Annotated in this window: 18 protein-coding genes and 1 riboswitch; of the genes, 7 read left to right on the top strand and 11 right to left on the bottom strand. The window is 69.5% G+C overall.

Translation table 11 applies throughout. The features are described from left to right. Complete coding sequence (locus CY658_RS09995; protein WP_101489952.1) at positions 1–813, bottom strand: ankyrin repeat domain-containing protein; 813 nt, start codon at positions 811–813, stop codon at positions 1–3. Between the two features lie 337 nt (positions 814–1150). On the opposite strand from CY658_RS09995, the gene CY658_RS09990 reads away from it, so the two are divergent. The 5 genes from CY658_RS09990 to CY658_RS09970 are packed head-to-tail and all read left to right on the top strand — an operon-like array spanning position 1151 to position 5479. Further along, the gene (locus tag CY658_RS09990) at positions 1151–2251 is read left to right on the top strand and encodes an N-acetyltransferase (protein ID WP_101489951.1); all 1101 of its coding nucleotides are present in this window, start codon (positions 1151–1153) and stop codon (positions 2249–2251) included. After that, positions 2248–3099, top strand: coding sequence for a PA4780 family RIO1-like protein kinase (locus CY658_RS09985; protein ID WP_101489950.1), 852 nt, complete (start codon positions 2248–2250; stop codon positions 3097–3099). Before CY658_RS09990 ends, CY658_RS09985 begins: the two co-directional genes overlap by 4 nt. A 22-nt stretch (positions 3100–3121) precedes the next feature. Beyond that, a complete protein-coding gene (locus tag CY658_RS09980) occupies positions 3122–4051 on the top strand; it encodes an ABC transporter substrate-binding protein (RefSeq protein WP_101489949.1) in 930 nt (309 codons plus the stop codon). A gap of 10 nt (positions 4052–4061) precedes the next feature. Continuing rightward, positions 4062–4928 (top strand): GNAT family N-acetyltransferase, encoded by an 867-nt coding sequence (locus tag CY658_RS09975; protein WP_180838907.1) that lies wholly within the window; start codon positions 4062–4064, stop codon positions 4926–4928. Next, positions 4925–5479 carry an SET domain-containing protein gene (locus tag CY658_RS09970; RefSeq protein ID WP_101489947.1) on the top strand — a complete coding sequence of 185 codons (555 nt, stop codon included), beginning with the start codon at positions 4925–4927 and terminating at the stop codon, positions 5477–5479. Before CY658_RS09975 ends, CY658_RS09970 begins: the two co-directional genes overlap by 4 nt. 24 nt (positions 5480–5503) lie before the next feature. Here CY658_RS09970 and CY658_RS09965 read toward each other — a convergent pair whose 3' ends face one another. The 9 genes from CY658_RS09965 to CY658_RS09925 form a co-directional block, all read right to left on the bottom strand. Beyond that, positions 5504–5812, bottom strand: a complete 309-nt coding sequence (locus CY658_RS09965; RefSeq protein ID WP_257884804.1) for a DUF1090 family protein — start codon at positions 5810–5812, stop codon at positions 5504–5506. A 122-nt stretch (positions 5813–5934) separates the two neighbouring features. Continuing rightward, positions 5935–6489, bottom strand: coding sequence for a vWA domain-containing protein (locus tag CY658_RS09960; RefSeq protein WP_101489945.1), 555 nt, complete (start codon positions 6487–6489; stop codon positions 5935–5937). Positions 6490–6572: 83 nt separating this feature from the next. After that, entirely contained in the window at positions 6573–7631 is a 1059-nt protein-coding gene (locus CY658_RS09955; protein ID WP_101489944.1) for an ATP-binding protein, read from the bottom strand. Continuing rightward, on the bottom strand, positions 7628–11440 hold the full coding sequence (gene cobN, locus CY658_RS09950; protein ID WP_101489943.1) for a cobaltochelatase subunit CobN: 3813 nt from the start codon (positions 11438–11440) through the stop codon (positions 7628–7630). Before cobN ends, CY658_RS09955 begins: the two co-directional genes overlap by 4 nt. 20 nt (positions 11441–11460) lie before the next feature. After that, positions 11461–12525 (bottom strand): cobalamin biosynthesis protein CobW, encoded by a 1065-nt coding sequence (gene cobW / locus CY658_RS09945; protein ID WP_101489942.1) that lies wholly within the window; start codon positions 12523–12525, stop codon positions 11461–11463. An 81-nt stretch (positions 12526–12606) separates the two neighbouring features. Then, positions 12607–13284: an energy-coupling factor ABC transporter permease gene (locus tag CY658_RS09940; RefSeq protein ID WP_101489941.1), complete on the bottom strand. Its 678-nt coding sequence runs from the start codon at positions 13282–13284 to the stop codon at positions 12607–12609. 73 nt (positions 13285–13357) lie between these two features. Further along, positions 13358–14896 (bottom strand): PepSY domain-containing protein, encoded by a 1539-nt coding sequence (locus CY658_RS09935; RefSeq protein ID WP_101489940.1) that lies wholly within the window; start codon positions 14894–14896, stop codon positions 13358–13360. A gap of 10 nt (positions 14897–14906) precedes the next feature. Beyond that, on the bottom strand, positions 14907–17090 hold the full coding sequence (locus CY658_RS09930) for a TonB-dependent receptor (protein ID WP_101489939.1): 2184 nt from the start codon (positions 17088–17090) through the stop codon (positions 14907–14909). Between the two features lie 130 nt (positions 17091–17220). Next, positions 17221–17500, bottom strand: a riboswitch (cobalamin riboswitch). A gap of 81 nt (positions 17501–17581) precedes the next feature. Further along, positions 17582–17803, bottom strand: a complete 222-nt coding sequence (locus CY658_RS09925) for a hypothetical protein (RefSeq protein ID WP_062480886.1) — start codon at positions 17801–17803, stop codon at positions 17582–17584. 158 nt (positions 17804–17961) lie between these two features. On the opposite strand from CY658_RS09925, the gene CY658_RS09920 reads away from it, so the two are divergent. Further along, positions 17962–18369, top strand: a complete 408-nt coding sequence (locus CY658_RS09920) for a hypothetical protein (RefSeq protein WP_101489938.1) — start codon at positions 17962–17964, stop codon at positions 18367–18369. A gap of 16 nt (positions 18370–18385) precedes the next feature. Here CY658_RS09920 and ybaL read toward each other — a convergent pair whose 3' ends face one another. After that, positions 18386–20092 (bottom strand): YbaL family putative K(+) efflux transporter, encoded by a 1707-nt coding sequence (ybaL, locus tag CY658_RS09915; protein WP_101489937.1) that lies wholly within the window; start codon positions 20090–20092, stop codon positions 18386–18388. A 181-nt stretch (positions 20093–20273) separates the two neighbouring features. Between ybaL and katG the strand changes: the two genes are divergently transcribed. Further along, the gene (gene katG / locus CY658_RS09910; RefSeq protein ID WP_101489936.1) at positions 20274–22532 is read left to right on the top strand and encodes a catalase/peroxidase HPI; all 2259 of its coding nucleotides are present in this window, start codon (positions 20274–20276) and stop codon (positions 22530–22532) included. Positions 22533–22534: the final 2 nt, after the last annotated feature.

The following is a 22534-nucleotide window of genomic DNA, read 5'->3' as shown; positions in this document are numbered from 1 at the left end:
TCAGGCGCGCAGATCGACTTCAGGCCGCATCGACGACACGCCGTTCCAGCGCACCTCGAAGCCCGCGCTGCGGAACTGACCGACGACGAGCTCACCGACGCGCTGCATGTCGGCATCGCCGCCCTCGGGCGCGCCCCAGAACGCGAGCGAGAGCTGGCTGGTGCGCTTGGCGCGGTTCTGGTCCTGCCGCGTGTAGAAGCAGAAGCCGTGCACGCCGGCCTTCTTACCGCCGCGTTCGCGGAACGCTTCCGAACAATCGGAGAAGCCATCGGACTGCGTGTCGCCCGCGTCCTGCAGCGCGACCAGGCCTGCCTGCGTCAGCGCAGCGAACACCTCGGCGATGCGCGCCTCGGCGGCACGCCATTGCGCGGTGCTCATCTTCACCGGGTCGGGCTCGGGTGGCGGTGGTTCGGGCAGCGCATGGCCGGTGATGCGCGACAGCAGCTCGGCCACCTCTTCCTCCATCGCGTTCTCCGTGATGTGGTTGCCGTGGCTGTCGCGCACATCGGGGTTGGCGCCCGCATCGATGAGCAGTTGCACCGGCTCCGTGGTCGGCGAGAACTCGGCCGTGAGGTACAGCGCGGTGCGGCCGTCGGTGCCGATGTACTCGAGCGGGCTGCCGGCGTCGAGCAGCAGTCGCAGCACGGCAAGGATCGGCTCGAGCTCGGCCTCGTTCGTGCCCATCGCGGCGCACTGCAGCGCGGTGAAGCCTTGCTTGTTCACGGCGGCCAGGTCGGCCCCGGCTTCGATGCAGGCGCGCACCGTGTCGACATCGGCCTCGCGCGCCGCGTCGAAGATCTTCTTCGGATTCATGGCATCCCCTGTTGGTTTTTGGATTCTGCCGCAGGCGCTTTGCACTTCACAGACCGCGCGAACCTCGCTACATTCGACGCCTCGATCAACAAACCGGACTGGAGGTGCGCGATGGAAGACACTGCTATTCACTCTCCCTCCCACGTACGGTTTGTCGGGTCGCATCCGAACTGCTGCTGACGCGCTCCCCGCGCACCCGGTGCCGCTGAAGGCACAACCAGCCAGCCCGTTCGACCCTCGCGGTGTTCTGCCGCGATACGCCGTCCGATTCAGACAACGCCACGCCGGCACCTATGTGCCGCGTGCGGTCCGTTCCCTTTTCGAATCAAGGCTCACCATGCTTGAAACCCGTGCCGCCGATGCGCGGCAGTTCGTGACTTCTCCTTTCGATCCGCAGCGGGCGTCCGCTGAAGAATGGTCGCAGGCGCTGGCCTACTGGCGCCAGCGCCACGACGAAGACTTTCCGGGCGAACCTCAGCCCGACGACGCCCACACCCAGCAGAACGTGCAACAGCACACGCCGCTGTATGTGGTGCACCGCGCCTTCGCGCGGGACGCGCAGGGCCGCATCGTCGGCAGCCTCAACATGGGCGTGCGCCGCGAAGGCTCGCCCGACTACGCGGCCTTCGCGCCTTTCATCGACGTGTGGGGCGGCGTGCTGCGATCGCACCAGCGCCAGGGCGTGGCCAGCACCTTGCTGCACCGGCTGCTGGCGCTGATGGAAGCCCGCGGCCCGACCACCGCGACCTTCAGGGCCCACCAGCCGGAAGGCCGGGCGTTTCTCGCGGCCATCGGCGCGACCGAGAAGCACCGCAGCATCGAGAACCGCATGGCCTTCGCCACCCTCGACGAAGCCGCACTCGCCCGCTGGCGCGCCGACGCCCTCGCGCCCGAACGTGGACTGCGCCTCGAGATCCACGCAGGCCGCGTGCCCTTCGATCGACTGCCCACGCTCATGGCGCCGCTCTCCGCGCTGCTCGAAGACGCACCCACCAGCGCGCTCGAACGCGCGCCCCTGCGCTTCGAGCTCGAGGGCTTCCATGCCTGGTACGCAGAACTCGATCGCTCCGGCGGAGAGCACTTTCTTGTGCTGCTGCGCGACGCCAACGACGAGGTGGCCGCGGTGTGCGATGCCAGCTGGAGCCAGCTGTACCCCGACCGCATGTTCCAGCGCCTCACGGGCGTGGCGCGCGCCTGGCGCGGCAAGGGACTGGCCAAGGGGGTGAAGGCCATCATGCTGCAGCTCGTGCGCGAGCGGCATCCCGAGGTGGTGATGGCCGTCACCCACAACGCCGAGGTCAATGCCCCCATGCTCGCCATCAACCGCCAGCTCGGCTTTGCCGCGCACAGGCATGATGGGGTCTACCAGATCGGCACGGAAAGCCTGAGGGCCTTCCTCTCGACCCACCCCCTGGCTGTGCCGGAGGCGCACGCATGAAGACACCCCCCAGACTGCAATCACTCGTTGACGAGGGCCTGATCGACAGCGTCGTGCGCCAGCTCATGAGCGGCAAGGAAGCCATGGTCTACGTCGTGCGCTGCGGCGAAGAAACGCGCTGCGCCAAGATCTACAAGGAAGCCGACAAGCGCAGCTTCCGCCAGGCTGTCGACTACACCGAGAACCGCCGCGTCAAGAACACGCGCGAGGCGCGCGCCATGGCCAAGGGCACGAAATTCGGCCGCCAGGTCACCGAGGCCATCTGGCAGAGCGCCGAGGTCGATGCGCTCTACCGCCTGGCCGCGGCCGGCGTGCGCGTGCCCACGCCGCACAACTTTCTCGAAGGCGTGCTGCTCATGGACCTGGTGACCGACGCCCACGGCGACGCCGCCCCGCGCCTGAACGACGTGGCCTTCTCCCCCGAAGACGCGCTGCTGCACCACGCCAGTCTGCTGAAGGAAGTGATGCGCATGCTCTGCGCGGGCATCGTGCACGGCGACCTGTCGGAGTTCAACGTGCTGCTGGCCGAAGACGGCCCGGTCATCATCGACCTGCCGCAAGCGGTCGACGCAGCTGGCAACAACCACGCCAAGCGCATGCTGCTGCGCGATGTGGAGAACCTGCGCAACTTCTTCGGGCAGTACGCGCCTGCGCTGCTGAAGACGCACTACGGCGACGAGATCTGGCAGCTCTACGAGCGCGGCCTGCTGCGCCCCGAAACCGAGCTCACGGGCACCTTCGTGCGCGAGACCGGCCCGGTCGACCTCAGCAACGTGCTGCGCGAAGTGGACGACGCGCGCTCGGAAGAAGCGGCGCGCCAGCTGCGGATGCAAGCGCCGCGACAATAGCGGGGACTAGCACCCCGCTCCGATGACTTCCAACGCCCTGCCCCTGCGCCCACCTTTTGCTTCCACCGCCGTCCGCCACATCGCCCGGGCCGCGGCCTTCGTGGCACTGGGCCTCGGCCCGGCGGCGCATGCGGGCACCATCCGCCTGGAAGACGACCGCGGCCGCGTGCTCGAGCTGCAGGCGCCCGCCAAACGCATCGTCTCGCTGATGCCCTCGCTCACCGAGACGGTCTGCGCGCTCGACGCCTGCGACCGGCTCGTGGGCATCGACCGCCACGCCAACTGGCCGGCGGCGGTGAAGGGCCTGCCGCAGGTGGGTGGCATGGATGACGCGAACATCGAGCGCATCGTCGCGCTCAAGCCCGACCTGGTGCTGCTGCGACCGCGCAGCCGCGCCGCCGAGACGCTGGAGCGCCTGGGCATCAAGGTGCTGGCGCTCGATGCCAAGACCCATGCCGACATGCGCCGCGTGATGGAAACCGTGGCCCGCGCCACCGGCAAGCCGGGCGCGGGCGAGGCCTTCTGGCGCACCCTCGATGCGCGGCTGAATGCAGCGCGTGCCCGCGTGCCGCTGAACTGGCAGGGGCGGCGCGTGTACTTCGAGGTGCACGGCGGCGTGGCGGCGGCGAGCGAAAGCTCCTTCATCGGCGAGACCCTGGCGCGCCTGGGCCTGGCCAACGCGGTGCCGGGCTCGCTCGGCCCCTTCCCCAAGATGAACCCCGAGTTCGTGGTGCGCGCCAACCCCGACGTGCTGATGGTCTCGGCCCTCGGCGAAATCTCGGCCATGGCTTCGCGGCCCGGCTGGTCGGCCATGTCGGCCATCCAGCGCGGGCGCGTCTGCAGCTTTGCCTCCGCGCGCTTCGACCTGATGATGCGGCCCGGCCCCCGGCTCGACGAGGCGGCCGACGCCATCGTGAATTGCCTTGCGTCGCTGGATGCGCCGCGCAACTGACTCTCTCCCCATGAACTTCGACATCGTTCCCGCTGCCAACTTCGGCACCGACGAACTCACTGCTCTCTGGAATCGCGCCTACGAGGACTACTTCGTGCCGATCGCGTTCGATCGCCCGATGTTCGAGCGCCATGTGCGCCGCGCCGAAGCCGACCTTGCGCTCTCGCGCGTGATCGTCGTCGATGGTGACGCCTGCGGCCTCTCGCTCGTCGGCCGGCGCGGGCCGCGTGCGTACCTCGCGGGCTTCGGCATCGCGAGCGCGCAACGCCGCCGGGGGCTGGCGAAACAGCTCATCGAGGCGCAGCTGCGCGACCTGTCGGCGGCCGGCATCGCGCAGGTGCAGCTCGAAGTGATCGAGCAGAACCCGGCGCGGCAGCTCTACCGGCAGGCGGGCTTCGTTGAAAGCCGCACGCTCGAAGTGCTCGAAGGCAGCTTCGAATCTCCCGCTGATGCTGCGCCCCCGACGACGCCCGACACCGACGCGCTCGCCGCCGTTCACGCCGCCTGCACCGCCCTCTCGCGCCCCACCTGGCGCCGCGAGTGGCCGACCGTTCAGGGTGCGCTCGCACACGACGGCGCTGTGGCCCTGGGCACATCGACGGGCGGCTACGCCATCCTCCTGCCTCCGGCCCTGCCCCTGCACGCACTGCTCGACGCCGCCGCACCCGACGAAGCCTCGGCCCACGCATTGCTCGACACGCTCGCGCAGGCACGCCCCGGCGCACGCTGGCGGCTGGTCGACGAGCCCGAAGGCAGCCCGATGCACCGCGCCCTGGTCGCACGCGGCGCCACCCTTGTCATCCGCCAGATCGAGATGACCGCGACACTGCAGCCCACATCTTCTTCTTCCGATTCTTCGCGCCCCGCCCGTTCATGAAGCCCAACAAGCGAACCTCGTCCACCCCGTTCATCCGCGTGGGCCCCAGCGGCGTGCACGGCCTGGGCGCCTTCGCCACGCGCGACCTGCCGGCCGAAGCCTTCCTCGGCCTGTACGAAGGCCGCCGCTACACCAAGCAGGAAGTCGCCGCCAAGGCCTGGGACGACCAGCTGACCTACCTGTTCACGCTGACGACCGGCGAGACCATCGACGGCGCCAAGGGCGGCAACGCCACGCGCCACCTCAACCATTCGTGCGAGCCGAACTGCGAGGCGGTCGAGGAGTTCGACGAGGCGGGCGAGATGGTGCTGCGCTTCCAGACGATGGAGGCGGTGGAGGCCGGCGACGAGCTGTTCATCGACTACTCGCTGACGGCGGATGACGGTTCACCGCCGTCGAAGTACCCCTGCCATTGCGGCTCGCCGGGCTGCCGCGGGACGATGCTGGCGCCGGTGGAAGCTGTGGCGGAGAAAGACGGGCCGGCCACCCCCGCCGATGTGGCGCCGGCTGTTTCAGACCCGCGCAGGCCGCTCAGCGAACTGCCCTGGTGAAGTAGCGGCGACAGCCCCCAAGGTTCAGGGCGACTCGCTCTTCACGCTGCGCAGTTGCGCCTCCGCGCGTTCGAGCTCGGTGCGCAGTGTGCGGATTTCGTGTTCCAGCTTTTCGATGCGCACTTCGCGGCTCACCGGCGCCAGCGCCTGGCAGCGCAGTTGCAGCGCGCTCAGGGTGTCGGCCAGCTCGCGCCGGCGCAGCATCTGGCCGCGCGAACGGGCCAGGGCCATGTCGCGCTCCAGCACCGCCTCCTGCGCCATGCAGTTTTCGGCATTCAACGGCTGTGCGGAGGGCTCGGCTTGTGCAAAGGCGGCGGGTATTGCCAGGGTCAACGCAAGGGCCAGGAGACGGGGTTTCGGACGCATGCCGTACGGTACCTGAACTCCCCAACGGAACAGGCCTTCACCCCTTCAGATCGCGGCCGTTCCGGTCGGCCAAGGTCGCACCTGTGATTTCAGGCGCTGAGGTAGCGCGCGTCCCACTGCGCCGCCAGTTGCCGGGCCCGGTGCAGCGGCGTGCGGGCACGCTCGAAGTCCATCACGCAGGCGACGTCCGCGGCGGCGGGGCGCGCAGGGCTTTCGTTGCTGCGGCCGTCCGTGAGCAGCCACAGCCAGCGCTGGCGGGTCTCGTGCTTCGTCAGCAGTTGCTGCGCGCGTTGCACGCCCAGCGCCAACGGCGTGCCACCGCCAGCCGCGATGGGCGCGACCCAGTCGTCGTTCCAGGCGCTCGCGCGGCGTGGCGGCAGGCGCAGTTCGACCACGTCGCCGGCAAAGCACAGCAGCGCCACGTGGTCGCGTCGCTGGTAGGCCTCCTGCATCAGCGCGAGCAGCTGGCCCTTGGCGCGCGCCAACTGGCCGTCGTGGCGCATCGAGGCCGAACAGTCGAGCAGGAAGCAATGCAGCGTGCCGCTGCGCGCCTCCTGCGGACGATGGCGCAGGTGCGCGGCCTGCAGCCGGTCCGCGCCACGGGCGATGAGCGTGCGCGGCCAGTCGAAGGCGGTGCCGGGCACGGCGGCGCCCTGCCACGCGTCCCGTTGCGTGCCCTGCCTCCGGTCACCCTGGCGTGCGCCAGCGGGTGCGGCGTCCCGGAGGCTCAGGCTTTTTTTGGGACGGCCTGCTGAGTGGAGATCAGCGGACGCAGCGGCTTCACCCGTTCGATGCCGACAGGCTCGGGCGGCATGGCGCCCCAGTCGCCGTCGCCGGCATTGCGCGCGGGCGCGTCACTGGGGTTATGACGAGGAGCGGGTGACGCCATCGGAGGCGCCACGGCCGCTTCGGCCGCTGGATGTCGCCGGTGCAACAGCACCGCCTCGGCCACGCGCTGCACGTGGTCGTCGGTGATTAATGCCGCGCCCTCCCACGCCGCAAGCGCGCGTGCGGAGCGCAGCATCACGAGGTCGGCACGCAGGCCGTCCACGCCGGCTGCGATGCAGAGCGCGCCGACGGCTTCGTGCACCGCATCGCCATACGGCAAGGCCGCAGCGTCTGACACGAGGCTTCGCGCACGCACCAGGGCGGCGGCAAGCGCGGCCTCTTCATCCGCGTGTGCGGCGCGAAAGCCCTGCGGATCTGCATCGAAAGCCAACCGTGCACGCACGATGGCCTGGCGCTCGGCCGCGTCCTGCAGGTTGCGCAGCCGCACGCACAGGCCGAAGCGGTCGAGCAGCTGCGGGCGCAAGGTGCCCTCTTCCGGGTTCATCGTGCCGACCAGCACAAAGCGCGCAGCATGCCGGTGCGAGATGCCATCGCGCTCCACCACGTTGACGCCGCTGGCCGCCGCGTCGAGCAGCGAGTCGATGAGCGCGTCGGGCAGCAGGTTGATTTCATCGACGTACAGCACGCCGCCGTGCGCGCGCGCCAGCAGGCCCGGCGCGAACCTGAGTTCGTGGCCGGCCAGCGCCTGCCCGAGGTCGAGCGTGCCCACGAGGCTTTCGAGGCTCGCGCCCAGCGGCAGCGTGACGAAGGGCGCGCCGGGCAACAGCTCGGCGAGCGCGCGCGCGGCCGTGGTCTTGGCGGTGCCGCGCGGGCCTTCGATGAGCACGCCGCCCAGCGCGGGATCGACCGCGGCCAGCAGCAGTGCCTGGCGCAGCTGCGGCTGGCCGGCGATCGCGGCAAAAGGGAACGGCACCGGCATCGGGGCGGCTGTAGTCATCGGGGGCTTCCTTCCATCTGCTGCTCGTGGCCGAGCAGCAGGTTTTCCAATTGGTTCTTGTAGTCGCCGGGCGACTGCCAGAGGCCGCGCTGCATGGCTTCGAGCAGGCGGTTGAGCATGTCCTGCAGCGCGCGCGGATTGTGCGCGTTCACGAAGTCGCGGGTGGCCTCGTCGAGCACATAAGCGTCGGCCACCATCGCGTACTGGTGGTCGCCCACCACGCGCGCGGTGGCGTCGAAGCCGAACAGGTAGTCGACCGTGGCGGCCATCTCGAAGGCGCCCTTGTAGCCGTGGCGCTTCACGCCGTCGATCCACTTGGGGTTGACCACGCGCGAACGGATCACGCGGCTGATTTCTTCCTTCAGCGTGCGCACGCGCGGCGCCTGCGGGTTGCCGTGGTCGCCGTGGTACATCGCGGGCTGCTGCCCGCTCAGGTGGCGCACGGCCGCGGCCATGCCGCCCTGGAACTGGTAGTAGTCGTTGGAGTCGAGCAGGTCGTGCTCGCGGCTGTCCTGGTTCTGCAGCACGACGTTCATCGTGCGCAGCCGGCGCACCAGCGCATCGCCCGCGGGCACGCCGTCGCTGCCCTGGCCGTAGGCGTGGGCGCTGCCGCCGACATAGGCCTTCGACAGATCGTCGTCGGTCTGCCAGTCGCCGTGGTCGAACAGCGGCTGCAGCCCCGAACCGTAGCTGCCGGGCGCGGAACCGAACACGCGCCAGCCGGCCTGCGTGCGCGCATCGCCGGGCGCCACGCCCTGCGCTTCGAGTGCCGCCGCCTCGCGCAGGATGCGTGCGCGGATCGGGTTGCGCTCGGCGTCCTCGTCTTCCTGCGCGGCCACGGCCTGCACGGCGGCGTCGAACATCTGCACGGCGTTGGGAAAGGCATCGCGGAAGAAGCCCGAGATGCGCAGCGTGACATCGATGCGCGGACGCCCGATGCCGACCGTGGGCAGCACCTCGAAATCGACCACGCGCTGGCTGCCCGGCGCCCACTTGGGCCGCACGCCAATGAGCGCGAAGGCCTGCGCCAGATCGTCGCCGCCGGTGCGCATGGTGGCCGTGCCCCAGACCGACAGGCCCAGCGCGACCGGGTAGTCGCCGTGCTCCTGCAAGTGGCGTTCGACCAGCTGCGCTGCGGACTTGAGCCCGAGCATCCAGGCCGTGGGCGTGGGGATGGCGCGCGTGTCGACCGCGTAGAAGTTGCGCCCGGTCGGCAGCACGTCGGGCCGGCCGCGCGAGGGCGAACCGCTCGGGCCCGGTGGCACGAAGCGGCCTTGCAATGCGCGCGAGAGCTGACGCAGTTCTTCTCCACCACACGCATCGAGCGCGGGCGCGAGGTGGCGTTCGATGCGGCCCATCACCGCAGCGGTGCGCGGCAGTCCGGGCGGGCAGGCGTCCGCTTCGAGCAGCTGCTGGGCCAGCAGCTCCAGCCGCTCGCGCGTGTCGCCCTGGTGGCGCCACGCCTCGTCGCTCACAGCCGCCAGCAATGCGGGCCGCGCGCCCTGCCAGGGCCGCGCCGCATCGATGTCGAGCGGGTCGAAGGCTTCGCCGGGCAACAGGTCGGCTGCGAGCGCGCCGAGCAGCCCGGCGTTCTCGCCTGCGCCGTCGCCGGCCGGGTAGCGCGCGAGCGCGAGCAGCGTGTCGCGCCGCAGCCGCGCGCGCGGCGAGTCGCCGAACACATGCAGGCCATCGCGGATCTGGGTCTCTTTCAGTTCGCACAAGTACGCATCGACGCGCGCCAGCACGGCATCGTCTTCCGCGCCCGGCATGCCCAGTTCTTCGACCAGATGCTGCGCGCGCACGGTCGCGAGGATCTGGGCGCGCAGCACCTTGGCGCGGCGCGCGTCGACCAGCAGCGCGTCGTAGTACTCGTCGACCTGGCGCTCCAGGTCCTGCAGCGGGCCGTGGTTCTCGGCGCGCGTGAGCGGCGGCATCAGGTGGTCGACGATCACGGCCTGCGTGCGGCGCTTGGCCTGCGCGCCCTCGCCGGGGTCGTTGACGATGAAGGGATAGACGTTGGGCAGCGGCCCGAGGATCGCGTCGGGCCAGCAGGTGGACGACAGCGCGAGGCTCTTGCCCGGCAGCCATTCGAGGTTGCCGTGCTTGCCGACGTGGACGACCGCGTCGATGGCGAACACATCGCGCAGCCAGAAATAGAACGCGAGGTAGCTGTGCGGCGGCACCAGCTCGGCGTCGTGGTAGCTCGCGTAGTCGGCCAGGCCGAGCGGCCCGAGGGCGCGCGCGGGCTGGATGCCGACGAACACGCGGCCCAGCCGCAGCCCGGCGATCATGAAGCGGCCCTGGCGCAGCATCGGGTCGTGCTCGGGCGGGCCCCATTGCGCATCGATGGCCGCGGCCATGCCGTCGGGCAGCATCGCGAGGCGGGCGCGGTAGTCGGCGAGCGCGTAGCTCTGCCACGCGGGCCGTGCGGCCCACTGGGCGGAGTCGTTGGCGATGCCTTCCTGCAGCGTGCGCATCAGCGCGTCGCCGTCGGCGGGCAGCGCGTCGAGCGTGTAGCCCTCGGCCTGCATCGTGCGCAGGATCGCCATGACCGAGGCCGGCGTGTCCAGCCCCACGCCGCTGCCGATGCGACCTTCGCTGCCGGGGTAGTTCGCCAGGATCAGCGCGACGCGCTTCTCGTCGGCGCGCAGACTGCGCAGCCGGCACCAGCGGCGCGCCAGCTCGGCCACGAAGGCGATGCGGTCGGGCTCGGGCCGATAGCCGACCACCTCGGTCTGCGTGAGTTCGCAGCGGTGCGACAGGCCCTTGAAGCTCACGGCGCGCGTGACGATGCGACCATCCATCTCGGGCAGCGCAATCTGCATCGCGATGTCGCGTGGGCGCAGGCCCTGGCTGTCAGCAAGCCAGTCTTCGCGGTTGCCGCCGCTCACGATCACCTGCAGCACGGGCGCGTCGCCGGCCAGCGCCATCGGTTCGCCGCTCTCGTCCGAAGCGCCCTGCCCCAACGCAGCGAAGGCGGTGGTGTTGAGCACCAGCTGCACGTCGTGCTCGACGCACAGCGCGCGCAGTGCAGACAGGCACAGCGGGTCTTTGAGCGAATCAAGCGCCACGGGCAGCGGGTTCAGTCCTTCGGCATGCAGCGCGGCGGCCAGCGCATCGAAGGCTTCGGTGTTGCCCGAGAGCAGGTGCGAGCGATAGAACACCAGCGCCACCACGGGCGCGTTGGCATGCCAGCCGGCACGCAGGTCGTCGATGCCCGCGACCGTGTGCGTCGCATCCATGCCGCCCGGCACATGCAGCGCCACCTGCGGCAGGCTGCGCGGCGGCAACGGCGCCTCGCCGTGGCTCAGTCCGTGGAAAGCTATCGCGCGCAGGAACTGCGCCGCGTTGCCCGCGCCGCCCGAGCGCAGGTACTGCCAGAGCTGCCGGCTCACGCCGCGCGGCACGGTGCCGCGCGCGAGCAAGTCTTCGTCTTCCTGCAAATCGCCCGAGAACATCGCGAGCTGTTGGCCCTGGCGCTTGGCAAGCTTCTCGAGCTGCTGCAGCCCATAGGCCCAGGCCGATTCAGCCCCCAGGTGATCGACCACCACCACGCGCGCATGCCGCAGCACCTCGTCGACGTACAGGTCGAGCGACGCGGGCTGGCGCAGGTGCATGAGGTTGGCTAGCCGCAGCGACGGGTAGCCGGGGTCGGTGGCCGCCAGCGCCGTGCGCGCGGCAGCGAGCAGCGCGAGCGTGGTGTCGGCCGAGCTGAGCACCACGATGTCGCCCGGCGTCTGGTCGAGCCGGGTGACGACGCTCGGATCGTCTTCGACGAAGCGTCCGGGCTGGGTGCTCAGCAGGTGCATGCGGTCAGACGGTCCACCACTCAGGCAGCGACCGTGCCCACCTCGTCGAGCGCCTTGCGCAGCACGGCCTCGTCGAGGTCTTCGCCGATGAACACGAGGCGCGTGCGTTGCGCCTCGCCGTCGCGCCAGCGGCGGTCGAAGTGGTGGTCGAAGCGGCGGCCCACGCCTTGCACCAGCAGGCGCATCGGCTTGTTCGGCACGGCGACGAAGCCCTTCACGCGGTAGATGGTGTGCTGCTCGACCAGTGCGGTCAGCACGGCGATGAGGCTGTCGCGGTCCACGGGCGGCAGCTCGATCACGAGCGAGTCGAACTCGTCGTGGTCGTGGTCTTCCTCGTGGTCGTGGTGGCTCTCGCGCAGGTGGATGGTGCTCTCGGCGGCGCGGCCCTGGCCCAGCAGCAGCGCGAGCGGCAGCCTGCCTTCGGTGGCGCCGACGATCTTCACTTCGGGCGGCAGCTCTTCGCGCACCAGCGCCTCGACCTGCGCGCGCGCGGCAGCGTCCATCAGGTCGATCTTGTTGAGCACCACGAGGTCGGCGGCCGAGAGCTGGTCTTCGAACAGCTCGTGCAGCGGCGACTCGTGGTCGAGATTGGGGTCGGCGCGGCGCTGCACGTCGACCTGCGCGGGGTTCGCGGCGAACTGGCCCGACGCGGCGGCGGGGCCGTCGACCACGGTGACCACCGAATCGACGGTGAAGATGTTTGCGATGTCGGGCCACTGGAAGGCCTGCACCAGCGGCTTGGGCAGTGCGAGGCCCGAAGTCTCGATGAGCACCGCGTCGATGTCGCCGCGGCGTTCGGCCAGCTGCAGCATCACGGGCAGAAATTCTTCCTGCACGGTGCAGCAGACGCAGCCGTTGGCCAGCTCGTACAGCGCGCCTTCGCGCTCGTTGCCTTCGTCGTCGCAGCCGATGCCGCATCCACGCAGGATGTCGCCGTCGATGCCGAGTTCGCCGAACTCGTTGACCACCACCGCGATGCGACGGCCCTCGGCATTGCCGAGGATGTGGCGCAGCAGCGTGGTCTTGCCGCTGCCGAGGAAGCCCGTGACGATGGTGACGGGGATCTTGGCGTTGTTGGATGTCATGGAGTGAGTGCTTTCAGGCGCCGAGGGCGCACAGGGAATCGGGCGCCGGCGAGCGGCGCCCCATCTTCAGATTGGCGCGAATCAGACGGCGCTGTACAGGCGGCGCTCGACGAGGGCCGTGCCCTGCAGGCGGCGCCAGGCCTTGGCCGCAGCCAGCACGCCCAGATCGACCAGCGGCTCGACCAGCACGACGGTCATGTAGGCCGCGCCGAAGCTGGCGATCTGGCTGATGTTCTCGAGGCCGGTGCCGCGGCCGTAGAGCGCCCAGAAGCCGACCCACACCACGATGCCGCCCTGGTAGGCCACCGACAGCTTGAAGGCCTGCTGGTAGCTGATGTCCACGTAGGCCATGTTCGCGGGAATGATGCGGCGGGCCAGCGCGGCGGTGGCGAACAGCGGCACGAGCAAGGTCGTGACGTTCATGCCGTACTGCGGCAGGTCAGGGGGTGCGAAGAACAGGCTCTGGATGAGCAACCCGCCCGCCAGGCCAATGGCCGCGGGCGCGAGCCCGAAGAGGAGCATCAGCGTGGTGCCCAGAATCAGGTGCACCTCGGACACGCCCACGGGATGGTGCGGGAACAGCTCGAAGAAGCAGAACACGAGCATCACGGTGAAGACCGAGCGCAGCGCCAAGCCGATGGGGCCGTCCTTCAGCAAGGTGTCGAAGGCGACTTTGCCTGTGTAGGCCAGCGCAGCCGCCCCTGTGGCGTAGCTGAGGAAGATCTTGGATCCGTCGACGAGTCCGGGTTCGATGTGCATCGCGCACCTCCTGAAATGCACCGAAGTGCGAAAGTTGATTGTTGGGGGATGGACCGGCTTGCGCAAGTCCCCGTCATGAAACCCGGGAGCCTTGCAGCCCCCGCTGAACAGGCGATGGCTGTGGCTTGCGCCGCAGCCGCCGCCAGCCGATCACCACGCCGCTCGCCGAAGCGACCACGCCGATGATCGACAGGAACCACACCACGACATCCCAGGCCGGCCGGTACTGGATGAGCCAGGGAAAGTCGAGGCTGTGCGCGGCGTTGAAGAGCCAGCGGCGCAACCGCGCGTTGCGGTCGTTGCTGCCGGCCACCTGGCCGCTCGTTGGGTCGATGTAGAGCCAGCTGCGCGCGGAGTCGTCGAACTCGAGCCGCCACACGGGCAGCACGCGTGTGCGGTGGTGGCCGTACCAGTGGAAATCTTCGTGCGTCTGCAAAGTGGCCTGCGTGATGGTGGCGCCGGGGCGCAGGCGTGCGGCGGCGCGTTCGATGTCGTCGCGGGCGATGGCGGCCGGTGCACCACTGGCTGCATCCAGCACGCGCACGCGGGCCTGCGCGTCGCGCAGTTGCAGCAGCGGCTTGCCGTCGAACCACATCAGCAGCGCCTCGCGCGGTGCGCCAGCGCCCTCGCCTGTCGGCAGCACCGCTGGCGGCCAAGGGAACGGCGATGCGCCGGCGCCCGTGTAGCGCGCCATCGCAGCCGCATCGGCGGGCCCGCGCTGGAACCAGCCGTTGGGGTTCATCGAGAGCCAACCGCTCACGATCCAGGTCAGCACGAAGAACCCGCCGATGAGCCCGGCGATGTGGTGCCAGGCCATCCAGCCGGTGTAGGGCGTGACCGCGCCATTGCGAAAGCGCCGACGCAGCCGGATGCGAAGAATGCCGATGACGATGCCCGTCACGGCCGAGACGATGCAGGCCGCCGACAGCCACACGACCACGTCGTGCCACAGCGGCGGGTCGGCGCGCAGCGGCGTGAAGTAGATCCAGTGCGGCACGGCGCCCAGCCAGTTCCAGAAGCGCTCGGCGCGCGTGGTGTCGCGCACCACCTCGCCGGTGCGCGAGGACACGTACAGCTCGGTGCCCGCCGTGTCGCCGATTGCGATGCGGTGCAGCGGGCGCAGCGGGTTCAGGCCCTGCGGCACGGTCCACTGGTCGCGCTCCAGCGTCTCGGCCCAGCGTGCGCCGGGCTGTGCGGCAAAGTCACGGGCGATGGCCTCCGCCTGCGCCGCATCGACCGGCCCGAGCACACGCCCATCGCGTGCCGACACGGCATGCCGCCCGCCGCGCGCATCGACGATGCGCCACACGGGCTGCGCGTCGGCGCCGGCCTGCATTTCGAGCGCCATGCGCATGGGCTGCTGCGCACGCACCGCGGGCGGCAAGGCATCAAGTGCGGCGGACGGCGTGACCACCGCCTGCGCGAAGCGCACCGGGCCGAGCCCCGCGAGCCGTTCTTCGTCCGTGAGGTTCGGGTACCCCACGTACATCATGACCACGCCCGAGACGAACCACATGACGAACAGCAGGCAGCCGCCGATGCCCAGCCATCGGTGCGTCCAGTACAGCGCCCGCCGCAGCGGGGGCCATGCGCGTTGCCATGCGGTGCTCATGATTCCGTGCTCAGAAGTTCACCAGCGCCGACAGCTCGAACGAGCGCGGCCGGCCCAGCAACCACTGGTTGCCGCCGTTCGAGAACGAGACCGGGTACTTGCGGTCGGCCAGGTTGAAGGCGCGCAGCGCGAGCTTGAGCGACGGGTTCGCCTGCCAGCTCACGCCCGCGTCGGCCACGGTGTACGAACCGATCTGGCGCGTGTTGGCCGCATCGACCTGCCGCGCGCCGACGTGGCGCACGCCGAACTCGGCCTCCCACTGCGGCATGAAGCGCCAGTGCAGCCACAGGTTGGCCGCCACCTCGGGCACGCCGGCCGGCGTGTTGCCTGCGCGCGAGACCAGCGATTTGCCGACCGCCTCGTTGAAGTCGTCGTAGCGCGCACGCAGCCGCGCGGCGTTGGCTTCGAGGCGCAGCGTGGAGGTCAGTGCGAGGTCGAGCGTGGCCTCGATGCCTTCGGACGACTGCTTGCCGATCTGCTGCACGACGGTCGGGTCGTTCGGGTCGCGCGACAGCAGCTTGTTCTTCTCGATGCGGTAGGCGGCCACGCTCCAGGCGCCGCGGCCCTCGGCCAGTTGGCGCTTGTAACCCACCTCGACCTGCTTGCCGGTGCTGAGCTCGAACGGCACCTGCGTGGCCGATGTGCTGATGAGCCCGGTGAGCGGATCGGCCGCGCGCGCCACCTGCGCATAGAACGACTGCGCGGCGTCGGGCGCGTAGACCACGCCGAGGCGGCCGGTGGCGTACTCGAAGGTCTTGTCCAGGCGCGGGGCGCGGTTCTGCGGGTCGGTGCGCACGATCTTCGCGTGGTCCCAGCGCAGGCTGCCGACCACCGACCATTGCTCGTTGAAGGCCAGCTTGTCTTCGGCGAAGAAGGCGTAGGTGCTCGTCTTCGTCTTGTAGCGCGGCAGGTAGGCCGTGGGCGAAACGTAATAGCCGGGGTTGAAGACAAAGGCGTCGACCACCGAGCGCCCGCCGTAGGGCGTGTCGCTCGAATTCAGGAAGTCGATGCGGTTCACATCGAAGCCCACCAGCACCTGGTTCTTCAGGCCGAACAGCGCGTGCTTGAAGGTGGCGTCGGTGCGGTTGCCGATCTGCTCCTGGTCGTGGCCGATCTCCAGGTAGTCGCCGCGCGTCACGCGGTTGGTGGTGGCACTGTAGGTGTAGGTTTCGCTGTCGCGCCAGTGGCGTTTGCTGTCCAGGCGGTAGAGCTGGTTGCGCACGGTGACGGCGTCGTTGGGCGTCCACTGCGCGTCGAGGCGGGTCCAGCGGTCGCGGTACTTGACCTCGGCGTCGTCGAGGTTGTAGTTCTGTTCGCGGTTCAGGCTGCTCACGCGGCCGTTGATGAGCGGCACGCCGAAATAGCGCTGCGGCGTCTGGCGGCCCTCGTCGTGCGAGAGCGTGAACTGCAGCTGCGGCGACACGTCGAGCCGCACCGCGCCGCCCACCGCCAGGCTCTCGGCCTCGCCGCGCAACATGAAGCCGTCGGTCCTGCGGTGGCTGATGTCGAAGCGGTACGAGAGCATGTCGTTGATCGCCCCGCCGCTGCCGAAGGCGACCTGGCGCGTGGCGTCGGAGCCCACGGTCACGAGCGCTTCGTTGCGAATCGGGCCGCGCGTGGGCTTCTTGGGCACCACGTTGATCGCGCCGCCGATGGCGCCCTCGCCGAACATCACCGAGGCCGCGCCGCGCAGCACCTCGATGCGGTCGGTCGACCAGGTGTCGAACGGGAAGGTGACGGTGCCCGCGCCCACGTACAGGCGCGTGCCGTCGTACAGCTGCATCACCGAGCCGTGGCCGTTGAAGCCGCGCGCCGACAGCGACGAGCCGCCGTTGCCCGGCGCGGGCGAGCCCGTGATGCCGGTGGCGCGGCTCGCGGCCTCGACCACCGACACATCGCCGCGCGCGCGGATGGTGTCGCCGGTGAGCACCTCGATGCTGGCCGGCGTTTCGAGCGGCGTGAGGCCCAGGCGGCTGCCGGTCTGCGTGGGCTCGTCCAGGGCCAGCGGCGTGTGGCGGCTGGCTTCGACCTGCACGGGCGCGAGGCTGGGCCGGCCTGCGGTGTCACCCGACTGCGCGAGGGCTGGGCCGCATGCGAGGCCGAGCCCCAATGAAATGCCTGAAAGACCCGAAAGGCGTGCCCGTTGCAGGGGCAGGCCCGGGCGATCGCGCAAGGGCAGCGATGCCTGATTCATCCGATTTCTCCTCCGGCCTGCGTCCCCGCAGGCTCCTGACCGATCGAGGACGAAGAGGGAGAAGAGACTGGGGGCGGTGCCGTTTCGCGCGAGGGGAAAGGGCAGGCCCGGACACGCACTCCCGCAGCGTCCGAAGGCGGTTGCGAAGGCCGGTATCCGGGCTCGCGGAGTGCGTCGAAAGGTGCATGCACCTCGACGCCGAAACCCTCGCCTTCCCACGCCGAAGCGCAGTGGCTGCCCATGCAAGAAAGCACATGAGCCTGAGGGTGTCGATATCCGCTGACCGTTGCGGGGGCAGCGCAGGAATGGAAGCGTCGATCAAAAAATCGTCGCTTCGCACCTGCTTCCCGTTTAACCCCGCCGCCAATCCTGTGACTGGTCGTGCAGGGCACCTTCGAACCGTGGGGTGTTGGACGACACCGGTGTGAACCAATGTTTCCAACCGCCGGGATTATAGGGAGCGCCCTGCGGCGGCGCCCTTCCGGGCCCCGTCAGACGGGCTTGCCGTCGGGCCCGAACAGCCGCCGCAGCACCGCCACGCCGGCCACCAGCGCGTTCGAATAGGTGGCGTAGGGCTCGTGGGCGGCTTCGAGCGGCACGTACACGTGGGTGGAGTCGCCGGGCGAGCCGTCCACGGCCTCCATCAGCACCCAGTAGAACTCCCCTTCTTCCAGTTCGTGGACGGTGAGTGCGATGTCTCTCGGCGAAGGCATGACGGTCAGGAATGAAAACAGAGGGAATGAACCTGCCTTTGAACGGGCAGGAGGCCGGCGCGGTTGTCAGCGTCAGTACTAGGGCTTCTCCTACAGTGCATGTACGCCGCGCGGCCTAATGTTAGGGGTGGGGAGTTGCATCAGAACAAGGAGTCAGCATGAAACATTTCACGCTTGAACCCAACATGCGCGCCAGTTTCGGCGGCGCGTTCTATCCGACCGGTTACTCGCTGGTGATGTTTCCGAGCGTCGAAGACGCCAGCCGCATCGGCCACGGGCTGATCGAGAAAGGCATCGTGAGCGGCGACGAGGTCTACCTGATACCGCCCGAAACCGTCCTGGCGGAAATCGCGCCGACCGTGCATGCCTCGCACAGTCCCCTGCCCTCCGCCGGCACCGACGGCGCCACGGTGCGCGCCTTCATCGAGCTGGCCCAGGAAGGCCACACGGGCCTGTTGATCCGCACCAAGGACGGCGCCACCGCCGAGCGCGTGATGGAACTGGTGCGTACCGTGCCCTACTCGATCGCCGAGCGCTATCGCACGCTGGTGATCGAAGACCTGTAGATCCGCCAGCCGGCCCTCAGGCCGGCACCGCCATCGCGGCGGCGCGCTGCACCACATCGCGGGCCATGGCCTGGGCGAGTTCCTGTTCGCCCAGGAACACCTTCGCATCGGTTTCGTCGGCCAGCAAACGCGCTTCCTGCTCGTTGTGGCTGCGCACCACGGTCTGGATGGTCGGGTTCAGCGTGCGGGCGGTTTCGATCATCTGGCGCACATTCATGGCGTCGGGCGTGGCCACCACGAGCACGCGGGCGCGCGCCACGTGGGCCTGGATCAGCACCGCCGGGTCGGCCGCATCGCCCCACACGGCGGGAATGCCGGCCTCGCGCAGCTTCTCGACCAGCTCGCGGTTCTGCTCGGCCACCACGTAAGGGATGTCGTGGGTCTCGAGTTCGGCGGCGATGCGCCGGCCCACGCGGCCGTAGCCGACCAGCACCACCTGGCGCGACAGGTACTTGGCCTCGGTGGTCATCGGCAGTTCGGCCAGCGGGTCGCTGCGCATGTCGAGCTCGCGCGCGAACTTCGAATGCGCGTGCAGCCATTTCTGCAGCGGCGCGATCAGGCTGAACCACAGCGGGTTGGTGGCGATGGAGATCAGCGCACCGGCCAGCACCAGGCTCTGCCCTTCCACCGGCAGCAGGCCGAGCATCACGCCCAGCCCGGCGAGGATGAAAGAGAACTCGCCGATCTGCGCCAGGCTCGCGCTCACCGTGAGCGCCGTGGCCAGCGGGTAGCGGAACACCAGCACCAGCGCGCAGGCTGCGAGCGACTTGCCCAGCACGATGACGAGCACCACAGCCAGCACCTGCAGCGGGCGGTCCACCAGCACCGACGGGTCGAACAGCATGCCGACCGACACGAAGAACAGCACGGCGAACGCGTCGCGCAGCGGCAGCGATTCTTGTGCCGCGCGGTGGCTGAACTGCGACTCGCGCATCACCATGCCGGCAAAGAACGCGCCCAGCGCGAACGACACGCCGAACAGCGCCGCCGAGGCGAAGGCGATGCTCACAGCCGCCGCCACCACGCACAGCGTGAACAGCTCGCGCGAACCGGTGCCCGCGACCTGCCAGAGGATCCACGGGAACACGCGCCGCCCGACCACGAGCATCAGCGCCACGAAGCCGCCGACCTGCAGCAGCGTGAGGCCCAGCGTCTGCCAGACCGGCGGCGCGCCGTTGCTGTCGGCGTTGGTGCCGCCCAGCGCGCCCGCCAGCGGCGGCAGCAGCACGAGCACCAGCACCATCGCGAGGTCTTCGACCACCAGCCAGCCGATGGCGATGCGGCCGGTGAAAGAATCGAGGATGCCCAGGCTCTCGAGCGCGCGCAGCAGCACGACCGTGCTCGCCACCGACAGCGCCAGCCCGAACACCAGCGCCGCGCCCCAGCTCCAGCCCCACCACACGGCCAGGCCGCCGCCAAGCAGCGTGGCGACGACGATCTGCGCGATGGCGCCGGGCAGCGCAATCTTGCGCACCGCGAGCAGGTCGGCCAAAGAGAAATGCAGGCCCACGCCGAACATCAGCAGCATCACGCCGATCTCGGCCAGCTGCGCGGCAATGCCCGCATCGGCCACGAAGCCGGGCGTGAACGGGCCGATGATCACGCCCGCCAAGAGGTACCCCACCAAGGCTGGCAATCGCAGCCGCGCCGCGAGAAAGCCGAACACCAGCGCCAACCCCAGGCCGGCGGCAATCGTATTGATGAGTGAGACGCTGTGGGGCATCGGTCCATTTTGCAGGAACGACCCCCAACCTTTGAAGCCCGCAGGCTTCTGCGGGCCCGCGTCTACACCCCTACGAAGGCGGTGCGAACTATCGTTGGCATAAAGCACTTCTATTCGCATAGACACCTTTCTCATTGAGAATTTGAGCGGTCCCCCGTCCCCCCACAACAGGAGCCTCCCCATGAGCAACGAGAAGACAGAAGCGAAGTGCCCGTTCAGCCAGACCACCGGCGCCGGCACCACGAACCGCGACTGGTGGCCCGAGCAGCTGCGCCTGGACCTGCTGCATCAGCACTCCTCCAAATCCGATCCCCTGGGCGCCGGTTTCGACTACGCCAAGGCCTTCCAGAGCCTGGACCTCGCCGCGGTGAAGAAAGACCTCGCCGCGCTGATGACCGACTCGCAAGACTGGTGGCCGGCCGACTTCGGCCACTACGGCCCGCTCTTCATTCGCATGGCCTGGCACAGCGCCGGCACCTACCGCATCGGTGACGGCCGTGGCGGCGCCGGCCGCGGCCAGCAGCGCTTTGCGCCGCTCAACAGCTGGCCCGACAACGTGAGCCTGGACAAGGCCCGCCGCCTGCTCTGGCCGATCAAGCAGAAGTACGGCCAGAAGATCTCCTGGGCCGACCTGTTGATCCTCACCGGCAACGTCGCGCTCGAAACCATGGGCTTCAAGACCTTCGGCTTCGGCGGTGGCCGCCCCGACGTGTGGGAACCCGACCAGGACGTGTACTGGGGCCGCGAGAAGACCTGGCTCGGCGGCGACGTGCGCTACGCACAGGGTTCGCCGGGCGTCGAGAAAGACCGCGGCGTGCTCGTGAAGGACGACGACAGCAAGGTGCCGCACACCCGCGACCTCGAGAACCCGCTGGCCGCCGTGCAGATGGGCCTGATCTACGTGAACCCCGAAGGCCCGGACGGCAACCCCGACCCGATCGCCGCGGCCCACGACATCCGCGACACCTTCGGCCGCATGGCCATGGACGACGAAGAAACCGTGGCGCTCATCGCCGGCGGCCACACCTTCGGCAAGACCCACGGCGCGGCACCGGCCTCGCACGTCGGCCCCGAGGCCGAAGCCGCCGGCCTCGAAGACCAGGGCTTCGGCTGGAAGAACAGCTTCGGCACCGGCAAGGGCGGCGACGCCATCACCAGCGGCCTCGAAGTGACGTGGACCACCACGCCCACGAAGTGGAGCAACAACTTCCTGGAGAACCTGTTCGGCTTCGAATGGGAGTTGACCAAGAGCCCCGCCGGCGCACACCAGTGGGTGGCCAAGGGCGGCGCCGGTGCCGGCACCATCCCCGACGCGCACGACGGTTCCAAGCGCCACGCGCCGACCATGCTCACGACCGACCTGTCGCTGCGCCTGGACCCGGCCTACGAAAAAATTTCGCGCCGCTTCCTGGCCAACCCCGACCAGCTCGCCGATGCCTTCGCGCGCGCCTGGTTCAAGCTCACGCACCGCGACATGGGCCCGCGCGCCCGCTACCTCGGGCCCGAGGTGCCGGCTGAAGAACTGGTCTGGCAAGACCCGATCCCGGCCGTCGACCACCCGCTGGTCGACGCGGCAGACGTCGCCGCGCTGACGAAGAAGGTGCTGGCCTCGGGCCTCACGCCTGCGCAACTGGTGTCGACGGCGTGGGCCTCGGCCTCTACCTTCCGCGGCTCCGACATGCGCGGCGGTGCCAACGGTGCCCGCGTGCGGCTGGCGCCCCAGAAGGACTGGGCCGTCAACCAGCCCGCGCAGCTGGCCCAGGTGCTGAAGGTGCTCGAAGGCATCCGCAACGAGTTCAACGCGGCGCAGTCCGGCGGCAAGCAGATCTCTCTGGCCGACCTGATCGTGCTGGCCGGCGGTGCGGGCGTGGAACAGGCCGCGCGCAACGGCGGCCGTGAAGTGAAGGTGCCCTTCTCTCCGGGCCGCGCCGACGCCTCGCAGGAACAGACCGACGTGCCCTCGTTCGAGCCGCTGGAGCCGTTCGCCGACGGCTTCCGCAACTACCTGAAGGGCCGCTACAGCGTGTCCGGCGAAGCGTTGCTGGTCGACAAGGCCCAGCTGCTCACGCTCACGGCCCCCGAGATGACCGTGCTGGTCGGTGGCCTGCGCGTGCTCGACACCAACGTCGGCCAGACCCGCCACGGCGTCTTCACGAAGACGCCCGGCACGCTGAGCAACGACTACTTCGTCAACCTGCTCGACATGGGCACGGAGTGGAAGGCAGTGTCGGACACCAAGGAGGAATATGAAGGTCGCGACCGCAAGACCGGCGCCCTCCAATGGACCGGCACGCGCGTCGACCTGGTGTTCGGTTCCAACGCGCAGCTGCGTGCCATCGCCGAGGTCTACGGCGGCTCGGACAGCCAGCAGAAGTTCGTCGACGACTTCGTGGCCGCCTGGACCAAGGTGATGAACCTGGACCGGTTCGACCTGGCCTGAGG

The sequence above is a fragment of the Variovorax sp. RO1 genome, from assembly GCF_002849325.1.
Taxonomy (GTDB): Bacteria; Pseudomonadota; Gammaproteobacteria; order Burkholderiales; family Burkholderiaceae_C; genus Variovorax.
This window is presented reverse-complemented; position numbering and strand designations above follow the sequence as displayed.

Bases quoted from the DNA above. Each gene is read 5' to 3' on its own strand.
- CY658_RS09930 (WP_101489939.1), bottom strand. From the start codon at position 17,090: ATGAATCAGGCATCGCTGCCCTTGCGCGATCGCCCGGGCCTGCCCCTG.
- katG (WP_101489936.1), top strand. From the start codon at position 20,274: ATGAGCAACGAGAAGACAGAAGCGAAGTGCCCGTTCAGCCAGACCACC.
- CY658_RS09935 (WP_101489940.1), bottom strand. From the start codon at position 14,896: ATGAGCACCGCATGGCAACGCGCATGGCCCCCGCTGCGGCGGGCGCTG.
- CY658_RS09995 (WP_101489952.1), bottom strand. From the start codon at position 813: ATGAATCCGAAGAAGATCTTCGACGCGGCGCGCGAGGCCGATGTCGAC.
- CY658_RS09920 (WP_101489938.1), top strand. From the start codon at position 17,962: ATGAAACATTTCACGCTTGAACCCAACATGCGCGCCAGTTTCGGCGGC.
- CY658_RS09990 (WP_101489951.1), top strand. From the start codon at position 1,151: ATGCTTGAAACCCGTGCCGCCGATGCGCGGCAGTTCGTGACTTCTCCT.
- CY658_RS09970 (WP_101489947.1), top strand. From the start codon at position 4,925: ATGAAGCCCAACAAGCGAACCTCGTCCACCCCGTTCATCCGCGTGGGC.
- CY658_RS09985 (WP_101489950.1), top strand. From the start codon at position 2,248: ATGAAGACACCCCCCAGACTGCAATCACTCGTTGACGAGGGCCTGATC.
- cobN (WP_101489943.1), bottom strand. From the start codon at position 11,440: ATGCACCTGCTGAGCACCCAGCCCGGACGCTTCGTCGAAGACGATCCG.
- cobW (WP_101489942.1), bottom strand. From the start codon at position 12,525: ATGACATCCAACAACGCCAAGATCCCCGTCACCATCGTCACGGGCTTC.
- CY658_RS09955 (WP_101489944.1), bottom strand. From the start codon at position 7,631: ATGACTACAGCCGCCCCGATGCCGGTGCCGTTCCCTTTTGCCGCGATC.
- CY658_RS09940 (WP_101489941.1), bottom strand. From the start codon at position 13,284: ATGCACATCGAACCCGGACTCGTCGACGGATCCAAGATCTTCCTCAGC.
- CY658_RS09980 (WP_101489949.1), top strand. From the start codon at position 3,122: ATGACTTCCAACGCCCTGCCCCTGCGCCCACCTTTTGCTTCCACCGCC.
- ybaL (WP_101489937.1), bottom strand. From the start codon at position 20,092: ATGCCCCACAGCGTCTCACTCATCAATACGATTGCCGCCGGCCTGGGG.
- CY658_RS09925 (WP_062480886.1), bottom strand. From the start codon at position 17,803: ATGCCTTCGCCGAGAGACATCGCACTCACCGTCCACGAACTGGAAGAA.
- CY658_RS09975 (WP_180838907.1), top strand. From the start codon at position 4,062: ATGAACTTCGACATCGTTCCCGCTGCCAACTTCGGCACCGACGAACTC.